The organism is Flavobacterium album, from assembly GCF_003096035.1.
Lineage (GTDB): Bacteria > Bacteroidota > Bacteroidia > Flavobacteriales > Flavobacteriaceae > Flavobacterium > Flavobacterium album.
Genome location: NZ_CP029186.1, coordinates 44,638 through 68,555, shown reverse-complemented (window position 1 = coordinate 68,555; position 23,918 = coordinate 44,638). Strand labels below are relative to the sequence as shown.

Sequence of the window (23,918 nt, the reverse complement as noted above, 5' to 3'; positions counted from 1 at the left end):
TTGAGAATAATCAAATCATAATTGATATTTCATTGAATATTTAATAAATAAATATCAAAAATGTTAACCAGCTGTTAAATACTTTATTTTTAGCATCTAAAATGTTGAAAATATGATTCAAAACTACAATTCGTCTTTTAATGGTATGAGACTGTTACGGACGCTCAAGCCCGACAGGGGAAGCACGCGAACGGGGCTTGCCTCCCGAATCGCGAAGAACTGCAATGTGCAGTTGGTTCTATTTTTGTTTATGCTGTTAGGCGTAATGCAAGGCTCATTCGCACAGGTAGCAAGCTATACCTTTACCCAGAGTAATGGAACCTATACTGCGATTACCGGCGGTACATTGCATGGCACTGCTATTGATGATAACAATTACAGTTTTACACTGCCATTTACATTTACGTATAATGGTACAGGGTATACTGTGGCAAGACCAACATCAAACGGCTTTTTAGTTTTGGGTGGCAGTGCACCTTCAACTTCGCAATATACGCCGTTATCGTCGGGTACTACCAATTTTGCTATCTCAGCAATGGCAAGGGATTTAAATTCCACAATACGATCGGAAGTTATTGGTACAGCGCCCAACAGGGTGTATGTGTGCCAATGGTCTTCAGCATATCGTTATGCAGTAGGCAGTGGTGAAAACCTTAATGCCCAAATAAGACTTTATGAGGGGACGAATAAGATTGACATCGTATATGGTACTTTTACAACTACAAATACTGCAGTAGGGACCGGTGCAATTCAGGTAGGGCTACGCGGAAGTGCTACTACAGACTTTGCTACGCGTACCACTACAACCGATTGGACCGCTACGACAGCTGGCTCAACCAATGCTGCTACCATGGCTGGTACAACAACCGTTAAGCCGGCTTCAGGACTTACTTACACATATTCACCGCCAACTGACCCGTATGCGACAGCTACTGCGCTTACAGCATTTGGCAACGTTTGTAAAGATGTCACATCTGCTGCCAATTCCTTTACGGTTACCGGGGGTAACTTAACAGGAGCCGTTACGGTAGGTGCATTGACAGGCTATACATATTCGGCAACTTCAGGAGGCACATATACTTCCACACTTACACTTACTCCAACATCGGGTAGCCTTTCTGCTGTCCCGGTTTTTGTTAAATTTACACCGACAGCATACACTACATATAATGGTAACATTCCGCTTACTGGCGGCGGATTGGTTGCAACAGTCAACGTTGCCGCTTCGGGTACAGGAGTAAATACCGCGCCTGGCATAAGTGTTAATGGTAGTGCAACTACAGTTAGCTTAACAGGTGCAACAATCACTGGAGCTACGATAAACTCTTTAGGATGTACAGCAGTAACAGCATATGGTATTGAGTATAGTACTACGTCCGGTTTTACAGCCGGTACAGGGACACAGGTTGCCGGAACAGGTTTCAGCGGAAGTGCAGGTGGCACTTTTTCGGCTTTGTTATCAGGACTGACAGCAGGCACTACTTATTTTTACAGGGCGTATGCAACCAATGGCGGAGGTACAACCTATTTTTCAACAGCAAGTAGTTTTTCAACATTGGCAACAGGCCAAATAGGCGGCGGAACAGGTACTACAACCGCAACAATGCCGGTTAGCTCTTATTTCGGATATAGCTATTCACAGCAGCTATACCTTGCTACAGAAATTAATGCTACAGGTACTCCGGGCAATACTTACATCACAAAAGTCAGGTTTTTGCCGTCTTCGGTACAAACACCTTTAAGTACTTATAATAACTGGACAGTATACATAGGAAATACTCCAAAGACGAGTTTTGGCAGTGCTACCGATTGGGTAGCTTCTACAGATTTAACCCAGGTATTTTCAGGTACGATACCTACTTTAACAAATGGTGCGTGGGTCGAAATTACCCTTACTACACCTTTCCTTTGGGATGGCACAAACAACCTTGTAATTGCAGTAGACGAAAATGCTGCCAGCTACACTGATTCAGATACTACAGGTACCACATGGCAGGCGTTTACCGCTACCAACCGCGGTATTTATGTTAGGAGCGATACCGTTAATCCTACTGCGGCAACTCCGGGATCAGGTACTACACAAAGTACGGTTCCCCAGGTTCAGTTGGTCATGACAACTCCTCCGGCTTGTGGTATCCCATCATCAATTGTTGGTGCGGCTACTGCATTTAATGCAGGTACTGCTACCTGGGCAACGCCGGTTAACGGCACACCTACGGGTTACGAATGGGAGTTAAGAACCAGTGGTGCGGCGGGTAGCGGCGCTACAGGACGTATTGATAACGGTACGACAACTTCTGCCGGAACAATTAGTTATAGTGCAACATTGAGTGGAAATACAACCTATACCTTATATGTTCGCACAAATTGCAGCGGAACATATAGTTTATGGTCGGGTGGTTCGTCGTTCACAACACCTTGTACACCACTAACAACATTCCCATATACGGAGAATTTTAATAGTGTTACAATTCCTGCACTGCCTTCATGTTATGTGGCTAATGATGTTAACGCGGATGGCGACAAATGGATAACTTATGATACTTATGGTACCAGTGGCTCTCTTTGTGCCGGTTTATATACCGATGGTAATTCGGGAGCGAACAATGATTATCTTATCCTGCCTGCTATGACACTTACAGGAAACCAGAGGATGAGGTTCTCAGTTGCGGCGAGATCATCTGGCGAGCCAAATGATTACAGGGTGGTACTTTCTACAACAGATGCTAACCCTGCAAGCTTTACTACGGTTTTAAGGCCACTTACAACTGTAAGCAATACTACCCAGACTCAAACCAGCTGGATAGACCTTACGCCGTATACCGGAACTGTATATATCGCTATACATGTGCCTGCCGGAGGATTGGATGGCTGGTATCTCTATGTTGATGATATTATTGTAGACACTGCGCCGGTAAGGGCAATCGCTTCCGGTGATTTTGCTGTAGGTTCTAACTGGTCTAACGGTACAGGCCCTGTTTGTGGCCAGCTGTCACAGATACCATCTGGTATTACTATGACTGTATCTTCTGGTACAATTACCTCAGGCCAGCTTGAAATTGCCAGCGGTGGTACACTTAATGTTACCGGAGGTACCCTTACAGTGGGATGTACAAACAATAACAGCTATATTGATAATTCCGGTACACTAAATGTATCAGGAGGTACACTTGCTGTTAACGGATATATAGTAAATAACACAGGAAGTACTTTTACACAAAGTGCGGGTAATATAACTATCGATGGTAATAACAACAATACACCGGCAACATCGGTAGCATCAGGAACTCCGTTACTTGGCTTTGGTACTTCAACTACCAGCTTTGCTACAGGTAATGTTAACCTTACCGGTGGTACGCTTACAATTGTTGACCCGCATACTGCTACTACAAATACAAGCGCTTATGCATTGTATGGTAACTTTGCTTCAGGCGTTGCCTTTACGGCTTCTCCAAACCACACACTTCAGTTTGGTGACGGTACATCAACACAGGCGGGTGGTAACACAAGCGGTTTCTACTACAACCTTTTTGTAGGTTCAGGAAGGCTTAACTTAGGCTCAGTAACCGTGAACAATCCTGGCGCTGTGGCATCGAGGATAGTGACACAGGTTGCTACTACAGGTATGACAGGTAATTTTACCGTTACGGCAGGTACCTACACACAGGGTGGTTCAACAACATACATTGGCGGTAATATAGTTGTTAATAGCGGCGGTATTTATGTGGCCAATGGTACAACACATTTTGCATTGATTGCTGGTACAACAATCAACTCGCAAACAGTTGCACAGTCGGTAACAGTAAATGGTACAGGTACAATACAAAACCTTGCTACAAGCCCGACAGGTAACTTTGACAGTGTAATATTCAAAAATACATCGGCAACCGGTGTTACCATCAACCCGTTAAACCAGGTTGTGGCCAATGCTGCTGTTGCAGCGAGTGTGCGCAATAATATTACTTTTGATGGTAAAGCCAGTACTACAGGAGGCAAAACCCTACTTTGGGGTACTTTGGCTACTCCGGGATCAGGTTCAGTAACTGTTACTTCGGGAGGTATGGTTCCGGGCAGTGCATATGGCCGTGGCTGGAATACCGGCCAAACCGGAACAGCAATAGCTACAGGCGCTATTCCTGGTGGAACAGGTTCACAATTCCCATTAATAGATGAGAACGGAAATGCACGACATGCATGGATAGAGCGTGTTACGCCAACAGATGCCGGTATTATATCGGTTATGTACACTGCTGGTTCAGGAACAACCCCTGTGTCAATCACAGATGGCGCTTATGTAGTAGACACCCGTTCGAACGGTAAGTGGACTGTGAGCGTATTAGGTACTGATATAGCTGCAACAACCTATAAATTGGCTGTGTCAGGAACTGCAATGTTCGGCTCTTCACCGGCTACAGCGGTAGCAAGGCTGGTAACTGCTTCGGCAGCCCTGGGTACTTTCCAGGCAGGTACAACATTGCCGCATGCCCAAAGGACAGACCTTACCCTTGCCCAATTGACCGGCCAGGATTTCTACATGGGTATCAACAGCAATGACGTACCTTTCCTATCGGTACAAAATGGTAACTGGAATGAAGGTACTACCTGGAATAAAGGTACTGTTCCTTCAGCTACAGATATTGTTACGGTATCTACGGGCCATACGGTAACTGTAGATAATACCGTGAGCACCGCACCTGCGGTAGCAAGTGCGCTTAACGTAAATGCCGGTGGTACATTGGCAGTGAGCGCCAATGCATTGACAGTTACAAACACACTTACAACTGCTGCAACTGCTGCAATAAATGCAACAGGCGGTACTCTTGGCGCTACAACTATAGCTAACTCCGGAACAGTAACTGTTTCTGGTGCAACTATCAACGTTGCAGGTGCTTCGGGAACGGGTATCAGCAACCCTTCAGGTGCTGTGTTTATCCTTAACAGCGGTACTGTTAATATTGGTGCGGCAGGAGGAAACGACCGCAGGTTTACCAACGCGGGTACGCTAACTGTTGCCGGCGGTACATTAAATATTAATGGTAACCTTGCACACTCTGGTACTGCGTTCAACCAAAGCGGCGGTAACATTAATATCGACCCTAACGCCGCAGGTGTAACGGCCAATTCAACTACTTCAAGTAACTATACCCTTAACTTAACTGCTCCGGTAAACTGGACAGGTGGTACGATTACTCTTGTTGACCCTCCGGCCTCAACATCAGCATCACATTATTCATTATACTATTCTAATTCTACCGTGTCAGAGGTTTCGGCTTCGCATACCCTTAGGTTTGGTGACGCAGTATCATCAACTGCCGGCGGAAATGCTATAGGATTCTATGTATTGAATTCTACAGGAAGGCTTAATGCCGGTAATGTTGTTGTAAACGGTCCCGCTACAGGAACCGCAACAGCTACTAACCGCATTGTGAAGCTAAACAGCGGATTTGGTGTGAGAGGTAATTTCACGATGCAAAATGCTGCTGAGTTTTCGCACGCCAGTGTGGAACTGATAGTAGCCGGTAATATATCGATAGATGCTACAAGTAAATATACCGCCAATGGTACATTGACACTGGCATTACCTTCAGGTACTTCATCGGTTGTGAATACTGCAGCCCAGACAATTACTAATTTGGGTACTATTGAGAACGTTGCAGGCGCTGCTACAGCAAACCTTACTTCGTTTACAATCAACAACAGCAATGCTACAGGTGTTACCCTGAACAGCCCACTTACAATGAGTGGTACCCTTACCCTTACATCGGGTAAAGTAAATACTACTTCTACTAACTTGTTAACCCTTGGTACGGCTACAGCTGCCGGTACCTTGAACAACGTAGGATCGGCTACAGCATATATTAATGGACCTTTTGCGAGGACATTTGCTGCCAGCAGGACTGCCAGCGGCTCGTATGGCGTAGGTACTACCTTCCCTGTTGGAACTTCTGCAGGCTACCAGGCAATTAATATCGACCCTACAACTACAGCAGGTGGTGCGGTGAAGTTCATGGCACAGGCATTTACTACAAACTCAGGTACCCAGGGAGTTGGGGTTACCTCACTTTCTCAGGACAGGTGGGAAACATCTATTATAAGCGGTGCGGCCAACTTTACAAATGCTTTCATACGCTTAAGGGATGATAGTATTGCTGCGACCAATAAGATCGTACAATCGTCATCGCCAGCGGGTGAATATACACCTATTACTTCGGTTTCAAACTTTGCTACAGGTACGCTTACAACAGCGACAGCATTAGTTGGCGCTGACTATAAAGGTTATTTTGCCTTTGGCGACCTTAACCCATGTAGTGTTCCGGCTGACCAGCCTACAGCATTTGTAGCATCTGCAATTACAAATACAACGCTAACGGGCAGTTATACTGCTGCGGCAAGTGCTCCAAGCCACTACCTTGTTGTAAGGTATAATATCACTTCGGGTGCCGCTACAGTTACCAATCCGGTTGATTACACTGTTTATGCAGCTAATGCGGCACTTGGCACAGGTACCGTTGTATACAATGGCAATGCGCTAACATTCAGCCAAACAGGATTGACGGGCGCTAACACATATCAGTATTATGTGTACAGCTATAATAACACCGGTTGTTATGGCCCGGTTTACAATACAACATCGCCTCTAGTACAATCGGTTACTACTTGTGCTACGGCAACAGGTACTCCTGGTACACCTGCAATTGTATCATCTACAACAACATCGCTTAACACACAGTGGACGGCGTCTTCTACTGCCGGCGTAACATACGAGCTTGATGTAGCAACAAATGCGGGCTTTACAACATTTGTGCCGGGTTACCAGGCATTGAATGTAGGATCTGCATTATCTGCAAATATTACAGGTTTAACACAGGGTACAACCTATTATATAAGGGTAAGAGCGCTTAACGGTACTGTTTGTTACAGTGCCAACTCAACTTCCCTTACCGCTACTACGCAATATATAACAACTGCGCCGTGGACGGAAGGATTTGCTGTCGCATCTACAGTGCCGGCCGGATGGGTTGCTGCGAACTGGACAGTAGGAATAATTGTTGCCGGTAATACCAACATTGGTATTTACAGGAACCTTTATTCTGGTAATACGACTTCAAACCTTTCTACTATAAATGTTGGAGTACTGCCAGCCAGCCAGCAGTTAACCCTCAAATATTATTATGCTAATTATGATGACCAGTCAACGTCGCCTGTTGCAGGTTCCGGTAACATGGTAGTTTCTGTATCGACAGACTATGGAGCTACATATACTGATATTGGAACTATTGCAAACGATGGTACGTTAGCATGGAAAGAATATACACGCGATCTTTCTGCATATGCAGGTTCTATTGTAAAAATACGTGTTACAGGAAACTGGATATCAGGTGATTATTATCTTGCATTAGATGATTTCAAGATCGATGCTATCCCTGCATGTGGCAAACCACAGGCAAGCGCTACAGCAATGGCAAGCACAACCTCAGTCAATGTAAGCTGGACTGCGCCTCTGCTAAGCACCCCTACAGGGTACGAATATGTGGTAACTACATCTGCAACACCGCCTTCATCAGGAACGGCTGCAGCAGGTTTGTCAGTATCAGGTATTACAGTTACTCCTAATACCACATATTACCTTCATGTAAGGTCTGTGTGCAGTGAAGGTGTTTACAGCGACTGGCTAACCACTCCATTCTATTCGGGTTATTGCCTTGCGCCGGCTACCAGTGCAACTACTATATATATTACTTCTTTCGGTACTAGTGGTGGCTATACAAATATCAATAACACATCAGCTAATGGTACTGGTGGATATAGTGATTTTACTACAGTATCAGCGTCTGCGTCACAAGGGCAGCAGGTTAATTTTAATGCAGTAGTGGCTGATACCTGGGGCGATGGTTTCGGAATAGGTGTATTTATAGACTGGAATAATGACCTTGACTTTAACGATGCCGGTGAAATGGTGTTCAGTGATTACGATTATGACACCTTCGCAGGAAGCTTTACTGTTCCAGCCGGTACTCCGGCAGGAAATTACAGAATGAGGGTTCGTGTGGATTATGATGAATACCCTGTTCCGGCTTGTGGTACTACTACAGAAGGTGAGACAGAAGATTATATCATTAAGGTTGTGCCGGTACCTACTTGTTACGTGCCAACCGGCCTAAGTGCTTCAACTGCGACTTTCACGACTGCTAACCTATCATGGTCGGCTCCGTCAACAGCTCCGGTCCCATCGGGATACGAATATGCTGTTACTACATCTGCCATACCGCCTGCCAGCGGAACAGCAACAACAGCAACATCGGTTTCGGGATATGGCGCTCTTACATTAGATACAACATATTATCTGCATGTTCGCAGTAATTGCGATGCTAATGGCTATAGTGACTGGACAACAGTCCAGTTCGTGCAAGGCTATTGTAGTGCTATATCTACAAGTACAGGATATTATATTTCTTCATTCGCTACCACTGGAGGTGCTGCGAACATTTCGAATAGTACCAGCGCCCTTTCTACAGGTGGCTACGGCAACTTTACCGCTATGGCTGTAAGCCAGTCTGAAGGGAATAACGTTAACTTTACAGTAACACCATTTAATGGTACTTATACCTATGGTATTGCGATATGGGTAGACTGGAATGATGACCTTACTTTCGCTACAAGTGAGCGTATGTATAATTCGGCAGCCTATGTTTCTTCGGCGTCATCAAGCTTTGCTGTACCAATGGGCGCTACTATAGGTAATCACAGGATGAGGGTAAGAATTGACTATTATAGCCAAAACCCAAGTGCATGTGGTTCTATACAATATGGTGAAACAGAAGATTATACCTTTACGGTAATACCATCTGCACCAAAAATCACATCGTTCACACCTACATCAGTGTGTGTGGGAGCTGGTGATACAGTGACTATAACAGGTAATTACTTTACAGGTGCGACAGCTGTCAAATTTAATGGAGTAAACGCTGCATCGTTCAACGTTGTGAGTGCTACTTCTATCACCGCAGTTGTACCGGCAGCAGCTACAACAGGAACTATTTCTGTTACGTCGGCTAATGGTACAGGTATAAGTACAGGATCGCTTACTGTTAACCCGTACCCTACAGTTAACAACATTACGGGAGGTGGTGTGTCAGTATGTATGCCAAATACAGTACAGCTGTCTAATGCTACTACAGGCGGTACATGGTCAAGCTCTGATATTAATATTGCTACTGTTAGCAGTACAGGCCTTGTTACACCGGTTGCCGCTGGTACAGTTACAATAAGCTACAGTGTAACAACTACAGGATGTACTACTACAAAAACAACTACTGTTACTTTCAACCAGCCGGCAAATATTACGGTACAGCCTGCATCTGAAACAGTAACGCCAAACAGTACTCTTGCGTTCAGTGTAACGGCAACAGGTACAGGCCTTACGTATCAGTGGGAAGTAGCTGCGGATGGAGTGAACTTTACTCCGGTTACTAATGGTGCTGTGTATGATGGAGCGACAACTGCTACACTTACAATCAACGAAGCTACTGCAGGCATGAACCATTACGTTTACCATGTTATTGTTTCGGGAACTGCTCCATGCGGATCTGTTACTTCTGGTGCTGCTACGCTCACTATCAGTGACATAGGAATCACTTCGCACCCTTCAGGTGTTACGTTATGTGATTCAGGTGCAGGTACAGCAAGCTTTAGCATTACTACTACCGGTACAAACCTTACGTTTGAATGGCAGCAGGATGCCGGTACAGGCACATGGCTTCCTATATCTAACGAAACTACAGGTGGTGTTACCTACAGTGGTGCTGATACCAATACATTAAGCTTATCAGGACTTACTGCTGCTAACAATGCATTCAGGTACCGTGCCTTTGTTCAGGATGGTGGCGCTACGGCGTTGTCTAACCCTGCAACACTTACAGTAAACAGCGCTGTGGTGATCAATACGCAGCCTTCAAACATGATTGCATGTTCAGCGGGTTCAACAACTAACTTTGTAGTTGCGGCTACAGGTACAGGACTTACTTACCAGTGGCAATATGCAACAAGCGCAGGTGGTACATATAGCAATGTTGCTAATGCAACACCGCTTGGGGTTACTTATGCAGGTGCAACAACAAATACACTTGCAGTAACAAATGCTACAAATACGCCTACAGCGCCTACCTATTACTACCGTGTAGTAATTTCAGGAACTGCGCCTTGTGGTCCGGTAACATCTAACCCTGCAACGCTTACAATCAATGCGCCGACAATTTCGGCTGCACCGGTTGCAGCTTCAGTTGTAAGGAGCAACAGTGCCACTTTCAGTGTAACTACTGCTGCGCCATCGCCAACCTACCAGTGGCAATTCGCAACTACGTTGGGAGGAACTTACACCGACGTGGCCGACAGTACGCCGGCTGGCACTACCTATAGTGGCGCACAATCTGCAACACTTACTGTGAACGCGGCTACAACGGCTGTAGGAACAGGATATTATTATCGTGTTGTCGTGACTTCAGGAGGATGTACAGTTACATCGGCAGGAGCACAGCTTACTGTTACAGACTACTGTTTAGGAACAGTGACAAATACTCATACAACAGATTATATGACCGCAATTTCGGTGGCTACAACTACGTTGAACTCAACTCCGGGCCTTGTTGGAAATGCAGCTAATAATTACTATGAGCTCCTTACGGGAAGCAACAATACTGCTACATTCTACCAGGCCTACTCTTATACCGCAAGTATAACAGCGTTGAGCGGAAATACTAATCCGGAAGGTGTAGGTATCTGGATCGACTTTAACAATGATGGTGACTTTGCTGATACTAGTGAGTTCTTAGGAGCGGCTTCGATAGCAAGTGCTGCGACAGGAACAATCACTATGAACATCCCTGCCAATGCTCCGGCTGGTGTAAGGAGGATGAGGGTAAGGAACGTAAGGAACCAGACAATGACCCAGGGCACTGTATGTACTGCCTATGCAAGGGGAACAACAGTTGATTATCTGGTAACGATTGCAGTACCTGCTGCGCCTTCGATTACAAGCTTTACACCGGGTTCTTATTGTGCTGATAGCGGTGTGATAACCATAACAGGTACTAATCTTACCGGTGGTACATTAAAAGTTGGCGCTACACCAATAACTCCGGTTGTTATAAATGCTGCCGGTACGCAAATGACTGCTACGGTAAATGCTGGTATTTCGGGTGCTGTTGCTGTAACAACACCGGGTGGAACCGCCACATCGTCAAACTTCTCTGTTACAGCGCCGCCGGCTCTAACGCTTAGCGCTGCTACAGGTACTATTTGTGCCGGTAATGCATCAAATGTTATAACATTGACTGCCGGAGGTTCTTCTTATGATGTGTTTACTGTTACGTCTGTTCCTGCGGGAGCGCCGTATTCCGGAAACGCAGCTACAGGATACACCTTTAGCCCTACTGTAAATACGGTATATACTATTGCCGCTACTCAGTCAGGCGGCGGAACATGTGCAAGGAGCGCTACGTTCACTGCTACAGTACTGCCAAACCCTGTATTCCCGGTTACTCCTGCAACTGCAGAGATGTGCAGTGGACAGATACAGACGCTTACAGTTACAGGTACTATGAGTGGCTCTGGTGTAATTGGTACAGGGACTACGGTTTCAGCCAATACAGATACATCAAGGCCAAATCCGCTGAGTGGGTATTATGGCGGCCAGAAAGCCCAAATGATGTTTAAGGCCAGTGAGCTTACTGGCCTTAGTATGCAGGCAGGCAGCCAGATCAGCGCTATCAGCTTAAACTTAGGTGCATACTCAGCAAGTGCTTGTACAAATTTCACCATCAGGATGGGATCGGTTGCTGGTACTACGACAGATTTGACAGGTTTTGTATCCGGTACATCAACAGTTTATGGCCCAACTACCTTTACGCCTTCGGCTACAGGATTGGTAACCTTTACACTGACTACGCCATATACATGGGATGGAACATCGAACATCATCGTAGAAACGGTTCATAACGCAGGAAACGGAGGAAACGGTTCTGGCTCGAATACTGTTTATTCTTCTACACCGTTCAACTCCAGCTACTTCAGGATGCAGGATAACGTTACAGGAGGTATTGCAGGAATGGATGCTGCAACCGGAGGCGTAGCTGCTGTAGCTGCCTCAAGGCCAAACATAACGTTTGTATTTTCAGCCCCTGCAACGGCAGCATGGTCACCAACAACGGGACTTTATACAGATGCTGCTGCTACGGTAGCTTATACAGGTACTTCTATTAAGACCGTTTATGCCAAACCTGGTACTACAACAACTTATGTTGCTACAGCAAATAATGGCAATGGATGTTCTTCAGTTAGCAGTGCAACGATCACGGTTAACCCGAAATCGTGGATTGGCGGTACAAGTACCGACTGGAACAACCCGGCCAACTGGTGTGGAGGCCAGGTGCCTACAGCTCTTGATAACGTTGTTATCGGTGATGTTACCAACCAGCCGGTTGTTTCCGGAAACGTAACAGTACTGGGTAATACGCTTACTGTTGCCGATGGTGCTACACTGGAAGTACAGGGCGGAAGCGTGCTTAACATCACAAACGCTGTTACTGTAGCTCCTACAGGAAGCCTTACACTTGAAAACTATGCACACCTTATTCAGGGTAGTGGTGTAACTACAAACCCTAACAGTGGTAACATAGACGTATTCAGGTTGAGCTCGCCAATGTACAGGCTGGATTACACCATGTGGTCATCTCCGGTAGAAGGCCAGAAGCTTAAAGCCTTCTCGCCTGAAACACTTAACAACCGTTTCTACATCTACAACGAGCTTACAGACCAGTATGCAACAATTACAGACCCTGTTACTACCGATATGGCAGAAGGCAGAGGATACCTGATACGCGTTGAGAATACACATCCTGCTTATAATGCAACGACCAATGCACCGGGTACGCCTTGGCAAGGGGAGTTCATTGGTAAGCCAAGAAGCGGTAATATTGATGTGCCGATGAGCAATACACTCAATGGATACAACGCAGTGGGTAACCCTTATCCATCGCCGATTAATATCCATGCGTTCTACGCCGCCAACACCAATACTATAGCAGACGGATCGGCGCTTTACTTCTGGAGGAAGAAAAACGATGCTGCTACAGGAAGCTACGCGAGAGTAACCAAGCTTGCTTATACTGCGAATACCAGCAATGCATGGGGTGATACAGGAGGAACTGCTTTCAACGGTGCGCCAAACACATGGGTAATCAATCCTGGACAAGGCTTTATCGTACAGGCTACCGGTGGTACGCTTCACTTCAACAATGCGATGCGTGTAGGATTGAACAACCAACAGTTCTTCAGGACTGCACAAAACGAGGAAGATGCTGTAATTTCAAGGCTTTGGCTGAACCTTACAGGTACCGAAGGTCAGTTTGCACAGGCTGCTATTGGTTATACCGATATGACAACTATGGGCATTGACTACGGATGGGATGGTAAAGCCTTTGTGAATGACGGTAATGCAACGCTATTCTCACTTGCGGGTGAGGAAGCGCTGGGCATCCAGGCAAGGTCTGAATTTGATCCTGCAGACGTAGTGCCAATGGGCTTCAGGGCTGATACTCCGGGTACTTATACGATCACTCTTGACCACATGGACGGAGTGTTCTCAGGAGACCAGGACATCTTCCTTAAAGACAACCTTCTTGGTGGATTGACCCACGACCTGAAAGCAAGCAACTATACTTTCGAAACTGAAGCCGGCTTGTTCACTTCAAGGTTCGAGGTAGTATATGCTGAAGCTCTTGGTACGCACAACCCTGTGCTTGACCCTAATAATGTGATAGTGTACAAACAAGGCACTTCAATAAACATTAATGCAGGGGTTCTGCAAATGACCGATGTTACTATTTATGATACAAGGGGCAGGATACTTTACAGCAAAGATGGCATAAACGCTACCGAAACTGTTATCAGCAACCTTCATTCTGACCAACAGGTACTTCTCATACAGATAAATACCGAGAAGGGCAGGGTAACAAAAAGGATTATTTACTAGCCTATAATTAACCCCCCTAATAAGCCAACTCCTGTTGGCAAACCTCCTCACCCGTTAAAAGGTGAGGAGGTTTTTTTTATTTATTATATAATTGAACATTGTGGATATCTCATTTTTCAATTCAATAAAAACGCATGGTAAAATTTGTATAATTACAGGTTATTTTGATGTTTTAGTATAAAAAATAAAACTTATTAACACGCAAACGTTATAGTAAAACTGTTAAAATTAACATGTTAATGTTATTTATAAAATAGATGTAATTTTGTTTCATAGACTGTGTATTAGGAGACTAATGCCTTAATTTTCAAGGATATGAAAAAAATAATACTATTACTTATCTTATTTGCGGCAAATGGTATTTTCGCACAAAGTGCAGGCTTCAATAATACCTTTATTGTATTTAGCATAAATGGTAACGGAAACTTGTATTACGACCTTAATGGCAACACATCCAATTATGATTTTAACAATGCTACAATCGGTACATTTTGCCAGGGCTCTACAAACGGAATGGTGTTTAAGGGAGCTGAGCACAATATCTACAAATGTGGCGGGTGCGATCTAACCAGTACACGCCTTTATTACAGGATCTATCTTAACGGTACCACCCCAGGAAATTTCGTCCCGAACACCATAGGTTATACAAGCGGCTTTAATAACGGTTGTGGCGGACAGGACCAGATGTGGTCAAACGTTGGTTATAATACCAACCTGCTTGCGGGCCTTGGCGCGGGAAATTACACCATAGAAGTATATTCTGACGCTTCGGTAACGTGTAGCGGAGGTACAGTATATGCCAGTAATGGCGGGACCAATTATAAGGCGTATTTTACAGTAACCGCTCCGTCTGTAGGAGGTAGTGTTTCAGGGTCACAGTCCGTATGCAGCGGTAGCACGCCAACAGACCTTACACTGAGCGGCCACACGGGAAGCATAACCAAATGGCAGCGCTCCACTTCCTCTGATTTTACATCAGGCGTTACCGATATATCCAATACTACAGCCACGCTTACGGGCACTTCTGTCGGGGCATTGACGGCTACAACGTATTTCAGGGCAGTAGTTACAAGTGGCGCGTGCTCTTCGGCAAATTCCGCTGTGGCAACCGTTACAGTAAATGCACCTTCAGCAGGTGGAAGCGTTTCAGGAAGCCAGACACTTTGCAGCGGCAGCACGCCAACAGACCTTACACTGAGCGGCCACACGGGAAGCGTAACCAAATGGCAGCGCTCCACTTCCTCTGATTTTACGTCAGGCGTTACTGATATATCCAATGCTACAACAACACTTACGGGCGCTTCTATAGGGGCATTGACGGCTACAACGTATTTCAGGGCAGTAGTTGTAAGTGGCGCGTGCTCTTCGGCAAATTCTTCTGTGGCAACCGTTACTGTAAATGCGCCGTCAGCAGGTGGAAGCGTATCAGGAAGCCAGACAATTTGCAGCGGCAGCACGCCATCAGACCTTACACTGATCGGCCACACGGGAAGCATAACCAAATGGCAGCGCTCCACTTCCTCTGATTTTACATCAGGCGTTACCGATATCTCCAATACTACAACAACACTTACGGGCACTTTTGTCGGGGCATTGACGGCTACAACGTATTTCAGGGCAGTAGTAACAAGTGGCGCGTGCTCTTCGGCAAATTCTTCTGTGGCAACCGTTACAGTTAATGCACCTTCAGCAGGTGGAAGCGTATCAGGAAGCCAGACAATTTGCAGCGGCAGCACGCCATCAGACCTTATACTTAGCGGCCACACGGGAAGCGTAACCAAATGGCAGCGCTCCACGTCATCTGATTTTACATCAGGCATTGCCGATATCTCCAATACTACAACCACGCTTACGGGCGCTTCTATCGGGACGTTAACGGCTACAACATATTTCAGGGCAGTGGTTACAAGCGGTGCATGCTCTTCGGCAAATTCGTCAGTGGCAACCGTTACTGTAAATGCTCCCTCGGTGGGTGGGGTAGTGTCAGGGAGTTACGAATTTTGTACAACAGATAATAGCGGCACCCTAACATTGTCAGGGCATACAGGCAGTATAATCAAATGGCAATCTTCTACAGTATCCGATTTTAGTGCAGCAGTATCCGATATTAGCAATACCGGTACTACTTTAAATTTTACAGATGTAGCACAAACCACGTACTACCGTGCTATAGTTAAAAGCGGTAACTGTGCCGAAGCAGCATCGGCATCGGTCGGAGTAATAATAAATAACAATATGTGGAATGGTGCCGCAGGAAACTCCGATTGGAACGACGCAGGTAACTGGTCGTGCGGAGAGGTGCCTACACAATTTGAAAATGCCGTCATAGCCGCAGGAAGCTACCAGCCGGATATTACCGGGAATAATGCAGTTTCGGCGGCAAGCCTTACTATACTTAACGGAGCCGGGGTAGTGGTACGGTCCGGCAGCAACCTTATAGTAACTAATGAAGTCGTAGTAGAAGAGGGCGGATCGTTAACTATCGAAAACAACGGTAACCTTATCCAGGTAAACGATGTGGACAATACGGGAGCGGTAACCGTGCAGAAAAACAGTGCGCCTATCTACAGGCTTGACTACGCCATGTGGTCATCGCCGGTAGCAGGGGAGACGCTGATTGGCTTCTCGCCGGAGACCCTCTCCAACCGTTTTTACCAATACAACCCGCTAAGCGACCAGTATGCTACGGTACCGGGCTCAACAACTTTTGCCGAAGGTGCAGGCTACCTTATACGTGTAGCCAATACACACCCTTCGTTTGTAAATAATGAGACACCGGGAACTTCATGGCGTGGTACTTTTGTAGGTACACCTAATAATGGTGATGTAAATGTAGCAGTTACCCCGCAGCAGTCAGGCGTGTCGCAAGGCTACAACGCGGTAGGTAACCCTTACCCGTCACCGATCAACATCTATGCTTTCTATGCTGCCAATACAGGCACTATAGCAGACGCATCGGCGCTGTATTTCTGGAGAAAGAAAAACGATGCTGCTACAAGCTATTACGCAAGGGTAACCAAGCTTGCCTATACAGCCAATACCGGCAACGCATGGGGCGATGCGGGAGGCACAGCTTTCAACGGGGCACCGAACACATGGGTGATCAACCCAGGCCAGGGCTTTATCGTGCAGGCTATAGGCAGTACCGTTCATTTCAACAACGCTATGCGCGTACCGGTAAACAACGGACAGATCTTCCGCACGGCACAGGATGAAAGCGAAATAGCTATCTCAAGGCTTTGGCTGAACCTTTCAGGACAGGATGGCTTCTCGCAGGCAGCTATCGGCTATACCGATATGACAACCCTTGGACTTGACTACGGATGGGATGGCAAAGCCTTTATCAATGATGGCGATGTAACCCTGTTCTCATTGGCAGGAGAGGAAACCCTGGGCATACAGGCAAGGCCTTCGTTTGAAGCATCGGATGTAGTGCCAATGGGCTACCAGGCAACGCAGCCGGGCACCTACACCATCGCGCTTGACCACATGGATGGGGTGTTTGAAGCAGGCCAGGACATCTACCTTCAGGATAACCTGCTCAACATTACGCACGACCTGAAACAGGGAGCGTATGAATTTACTACTGAGGCAGGGGTTGTCACAAACAGGTTCAATGTAATCTATGCTGAGCCGCTTAGCACAGAGAACCCAACACTTGATGCCAACAGCGTTATTGTTTACAAAGACGGCAGCAGCATCAGCATCAATTCCGGTACTGCGGATATGACAGGGGTATCGGTTTATGACACAAGGGGCAGGTTGCTGTATAGTGCAAAAGATATCAATGCCACCGAAACGGTTATCAATGGCCTTCAGGTACAGCAACAGGTGCTCATTGTAGAAGTAACAAGCCCAAAAGGTAAAATAACAAAAAAGCTTATATACTAACAGCCTTATAATCCAGCTTAAAGTAAATCCCTTATCAACGCGATAAGGGATTTTTTCTTTTTTTGATAAAAACTAAAACCGTAAATATAGGTACTTCGTATATAGTGCAATACTTATCGTTGTTTCGGATGCCCCTAAAATAAAAAAAAGCCATTTAAATTAAAGTAAGGTGTGGTTTTTATGGCTTCCCTTCGTCCTTTTGGGCGAAGGGTTTTTTATTTACAATAGTATTTAACAAACGTAGGCTTACATCCTCAATACTGCGGTAACTGTAATTTTACATTGCCGTAACAAAACACCTTATGATCGGCTATCTGTTTGACTTTAACGTTAATAAAGGGTTTATTTATTTGCATTTCAGGATCTGTGTATATAATAACTCGAAAAAAAAAGCATAAATTTGTCCTTTATTATAATACCCAAAAAAAAGCTACTTATTAAATAACAACTGCTACTTATGCGAAAATTTCTACAACAACATTTAGGGAAAGTGCTGCTTTTAGCAGCCATGGTAACGGGAATGAGTTCCTTGGCCCAAACCAATCCGGGAGCTGTATATAGCCTGTCGGACGGAAGCTGGACACTCAATGGTTGGTCGGCTTCCATAACTGCCGGTAGCTATCCCATAAATGGGGCAACAGGCGCAAATACCACGACTGGTGTTGCCAGTGGAGCAGCAAATGCTAACATGATGTTCTGGAAGCATGGCTCAGGAGACCCGGTTCTGGCAACAGTACAAAATGGAAACGTTACGACAGCTTATTCAGCAGCTAATGGAAGGGTTGTTGGCAACGGGACAAACGGTTTTTATTTTGACAATACCGGAGGCGCTGGTATTGGTTCGGCAGTATTGTCTGTAAATACTACAGGACGAAACACGATACAGGTTGCGTGGACGGGAAGAAGGATTGCAAGCGGTGCGCGTCCTTATGTTATAAGGCTTATGTACAGGGTTGGTAATACCGGTAATTTTGTAGATGCAAACGCAACTGCATCTAATATTGTTTTCAGCGGAGCGGCAGCTTCAACGACTATGCCAGTTGTTACATTACCTGCGGATGCTGAGAATAAAGCTGAAGTACAAATAATGTGGAAATTTTATCAGACAGACAGTACGACTTCAGGGACAAGGCCGCAATTTGGAGTAGATGATATTACGGTTTCCAGTACAGCTACGGTAACAGGCCCTACTATTACTACGACTGCCGCCAGCTATGGACCTTTTTGTGCTAACACATCCAACAATATTGTGGTGAATTATACTACTACCGGCACTCTTACCGGTACTTATAGCGTACAGCGTTCGGCAGCAGGCGGAACTTTTGCCACCGATACTACAAGTGATCTTCTTGCTACGGTATCATCGGGCACGGGAACTATTACCGCGACATTACCATCGGGATTAGCAGCAGGCAATTACCGTGTAAGAGTTGTAAATGATACGCCTGCAACAATAAGCGGTACGAATAATGGGTCAAATATAGTTATCACGGCTTCTGTTTCACAAGCTGTCACTTCGTCTGCCGCGACTTCAATTGGCGCTACAACGGCTACCCTCAACGGTAACATAACAACATTGGGCGTATGCCCGGCAAGTACCGAAAAAGGTTTTGTGTACTCGCTTACTTCTGCAAATGCAAATCCAATAGTAGGCGGCAGCGGCGTTACAAAGACTGCTGTAGGAGGCATCGCAACGGGCGCATATACATTAGGCCTTACAAACCTTACTCCAAATACAGGCTATAGCTTTAACTCTTATGTTTATGACGGTACTACTTATACGTATGGTGCTGTAAGGACATTTACTACTACCAACCCTACGGCAACATTGTCGGGGACTTTGAATGAAGGTACACTGAACAGCGCATTGATCACCGTAACGTTAAGCGGTGAAACTTTTGTAGATGCAGGTTCGTTTACAGAAACAGGCTTCATACTGAACAATGCCCCGGCGGGTGTTACCATTACGGCGGTATCGCGTGATTCTGCAACACAAGCTACAATAATGCTGGCGTATGATAATACCGACTTCGATACTACTGTAACTACCATGAATGTTGTAATACCGGCAGCTAACTTAACGGGTGGCAGCCCAATTACTTCAGGTAACATTACCGTAACTGCGGTAGCGGAGGCTTTCATTTCTGCCGGCACGCTTGCTTTTGGCAACCAGTGTATCAACACAACTTCGGCCGCTTCAAGCTTTGCGCTGACAGGAAATGCAAAAGCCGGAAACATTAACCTTGCAGCATTGGACGGCTATACTTATGCTACAACCAGCGGAGGTACATATACAACAACACTTAGCATCAGCCATCCGGGCGGCGCTGTTTCGCAAACAATTTTTGTGAAATTCTCTCCAACGGCTGTACAGTCATACAATGGCAATATCGTAATATCGGGTGTTGGCGTCAATACCAGTTTTAATAAACCTGTTACAGGCGCAGGTGTAAATACCGCACCTTCAATCAGTACGCCTACAAGCGCTTCGGTTACATCTTCAACTGTAGTATTAGGAGGAAATACAACCTCTATCGGCTGTTCGGCAGTTACCGAGCGAGGTATTTTTTACAGTACGACTAATGGCTTTGCCGATGGTACCGGCACTAAAGTTTCAGAAATAGGCTCATTTGCATCAACGGGGGCTTTTACCATAAATGTTAACTCACTTAGTCCTGCTACAACATACTATTACAAAGCTTTTGCTACCAATGGCGGAGGCACGGTATACACGGCACAGGGAACTTTTACCACAGTATGTGTAACTCCTGTAAATGTGACATCGCTTGCGTCAACAACTCCTGCATCCACACAAATTGGGCTTACATGGACAAACAGCAGCTGTTTTGACGAAGTACTTGTTGTTGCAAAACTTTCGAGCGCAGTAACGGCAATACCGACAGGAAATGGCACTGCATATACTGCCAATGCAGCATTCGGATCCGGTACTGCAATTGCTGCAAGCGAGTATGTAGTGTACAAAGGTTCGGCGGCTACGGTTACAGTAACAGGACTGGTAAACGGTTCAACATATTACTTTACCGTATTTACCCGCAAGGGCTCCAACTGGAGTTCAGGGGTTTCAATAAGCGATGTTCCGGTGGTACAATACTGTAGCGCTTCTGCTATTAACAGCTCTACATACGAATCGATTTCGGCAGTTAATGTAAACGGTACGATCTATAGTTCAGGTTCGTCATCCTATAGCAATTTTACATCGACCATATTCCAGGTTGAGCGCAACCAAAGCTACCCTTTAACTATCACTATTGCTAATGGTTATGCGGCAGATAAAGGCCTGGTATACGTTGACTGGAATAAAGATGGCGATTTTAACGATGCTAATGAAAATGTACTTCTTACCAATGCTGTGGGTGTAGGCCCATATACTGGAACAATCGCTGTTCCGGTTGATGCTTTTGTAGGCACCGTACGAATGAGGATAAGGCTTTTTGACACTTCATCAGGCGAAACAGCTAATGCATGCGGCGACAGTACGTATGGGGAGGTCGAAGATTATACACTTAATATTGCGGCAGGCACGCCTGCACCGGTTGCCCTTTCGGCAACAAATGTTGGGGTGTCAGGATTCACAGCGCGTTGGAACGAAGTCGTAGGCGCTACATCTTACAGGCTGGATGTATATCAGTCAGCTGCTTCTACAGCCACCACAACCGAGCCGTTTAACTCAGGTTTTAACGTTCCAAGCGGTTGGTCAACAACAGTTAATGGTACATATACATCATCAGGAAACTTTGGGGCTGCATCGCCTGCATTACAATTTGATGCTACCGGAGAGACTTTGGAAACCCCTACATATCCTGCTAGTGCGTCATCACTTAGTTTTTTCATCAAATCAAATGGTGGCAGCACCAGTGTGCTACTTATAGAGGGGTATAACGGTACTTCATGGGTTACGATTCAAAGTTTTACAGGGCTGCCAACCAGTGGTACAACCAAAACATACAATGCATCTTCAACTCCTGCATTACCTGCCGGCTTGGTTAAATTCAGGTTTACATTTACTAAAAACTCCGGAAACGTTGCGTTTGATGACCTTGCTGTAACATACGCCACAACTACAAACACGTACCTGGCAGGCTATCAGGATAAAACCGTAAGCAGTACTGCCGTTAACGGTATTGTAAGCCACAATGTAACAGGAGCCGCTTCAAATACACTATACCGCTATGTAGTAAGGGCCGTTACGCCTGTGTCGGCAAATTCTAATGAAATTTCAGTAACAACTGGTAAGTCAAACACATGGAATGGTACTGTATGGACAGCCGGAACACCGCCAACGAGTATTGATAAAGCTATCATAGAAGGTAATTATAATACTTCTGGCGATGGTACCTTCAATGCAAGCCAGCTGGTTATAAACTCAGGAATTTTTACCATAGCATCGGGCACTAACCTTACTGTTCAGAATGATGTAATAAACAATGCAGGAGCGGCTAATTTTGTTATCGAAAACAACGGTAACCTTATCCAGGTGAACGATGTAGACAATACAGGAGCGGTAACAGTTAACAAAAACAGCGCGCCTATCTACAGACTTGACTACGCCATGTGGTCATCGCCGGTAGCAGGGGAGACACTGATTGGCTTCTCTCCGGAGACCCTCTCCAACCGTTTTTACCAATATAACCCGCTAAGTGACCAATATGCCACGGTACCGGGCTCAACAACTTTTGCCGAAGGCGCAGGTTACCTTATCCGTGTGGCTAATACGCACCCGGCGTTTGTAAATAATGAGACACCGGGGACTTCATGGCATGGTGCTTTTGTAGGCACACCTAATAATGGTGATGTAAATGTAGCAGTTACCCCGCAGCAGTCGGGCGTTAGCCAGGGCTACAATGCAGTAGGTAACCCATACCCGTCACCAGTCAACATCTATGCTTTCTATGCTGCCAATACAGGCACTATAGCAGACGCATCGGCGCTGTATTTCTGGAGAAAGAAAAACGATGCTGCTACAAGCTATTACGCAAGGGTAACCAAGCTTGCCTATACAGCCAATACCGGCAACGCATGGGGCGATGCAGGAGGCACAGCTTTCAACGGGGCACCGAACACATGGGTGATCAACCCGGGGCAGGGCTTTATCGTGCAGGCTACAGGCAGTACCGTTCATTTCAACAACGCTATGCGCGTACCGGTGAACAACGGCCAGATCTTCCGCACGGCACAGGATGAAAGCGAAGCCCAAATCTCAAGGCTGTGGCTGAACCTTTCAGGCCAGGATGGCTTCTCGCAGGCAGCTATCGGCTATACTGATATGACAACCCTTGGACTTGATTACGGATGGGATGGCAAAGCCTTTATCAATGATGGCGATGTAACCCTGTTCTCATTGGCAGGCGAAGAAACACTGGGCATACAGGCAAGGCCTTCGTTTGAAGCATCGGATGTGGTGCCGATGGGCTACCAGGCAACACAGCCGGGTACTTACACCATCGCGCTTGACCACATGGATGGCGTGTTTGAAGCAGGCCAGGACATCTACCTTCAGGATAACCTGCTCAACATTACGCACGACCTGAAACAGGGAGCGTATGAGTTCACTACTGAGGCAGGAATTATCACAAACAGGTTTAATATAATATATGCTGAGCCGCTTAGCACAGAGAACCCGACACTTGATGCCAACAGCGTTATTGTTTACAAAGACGGCAACAGCATCAATATCAACTCCGGCACTGCGGATATGACAGGGGTATCGGTATACGATACAAGAGGAAGGTTGTTGTATAATGCAAAATACATCAATGCCACTGAGACAGTTATCAATGGCCTTACGGCAGAAAAGCAGGTATTGATCGTTACTATATCAACTGTAAAAGGAGAGGTAAGCAAGAAAATCATCTTCTAAGCTTCATCTTATAAATACTGTAAATCCCCGGTTGCTGAGCAGCCGGGGATTTTTGCATTTATAGGCAGGCTGCTGATACTAAGTGTTAAATTATTTATTGACTAAAATCGTCAAAATAAT

At 45.8% G+C, this 23,918-nt stretch carries 3 protein-coding genes; all 3 read left to right on the top strand.

What is annotated here, in order from left to right:
• Window positions 1-145 precede the first annotated feature (145 nt).
• The 3 genes from HYN59_RS00200 to HYN59_RS00190 all read left to right on the top strand — a co-directional run bounded on the left by HYN59_RS00200 (window position 146) and on the right by HYN59_RS00190 (window position 23,798).
• Complete coding sequence (locus tag HYN59_RS00200; RefSeq protein WP_181369480.1) at window positions 146-14,029, top strand: GEVED domain-containing protein; 13,884 nt, start codon at window positions 146-148, stop codon at window positions 14,027-14,029.
• Window positions 14,030-14,344: 315 nt separating this feature from the next.
• Window positions 14,345-17,920, top strand: coding sequence for a T9SS sorting signal type C domain-containing protein (locus HYN59_RS00195; protein WP_108776345.1), 3,576 nt, complete (start codon window positions 14,345-14,347; stop codon window positions 17,918-17,920).
• 457 nt (window positions 17,921-18,377) lie between these two features.
• Window positions 18,378-23,798: a beta strand repeat-containing protein gene (locus HYN59_RS00190; RefSeq protein ID WP_146185834.1), complete on the top strand. Its 5,421-nt coding sequence runs from the start codon at window positions 18,378-18,380 to the stop codon at window positions 23,796-23,798.
• Window positions 23,799-23,918 lie beyond the last annotated feature (120 nt).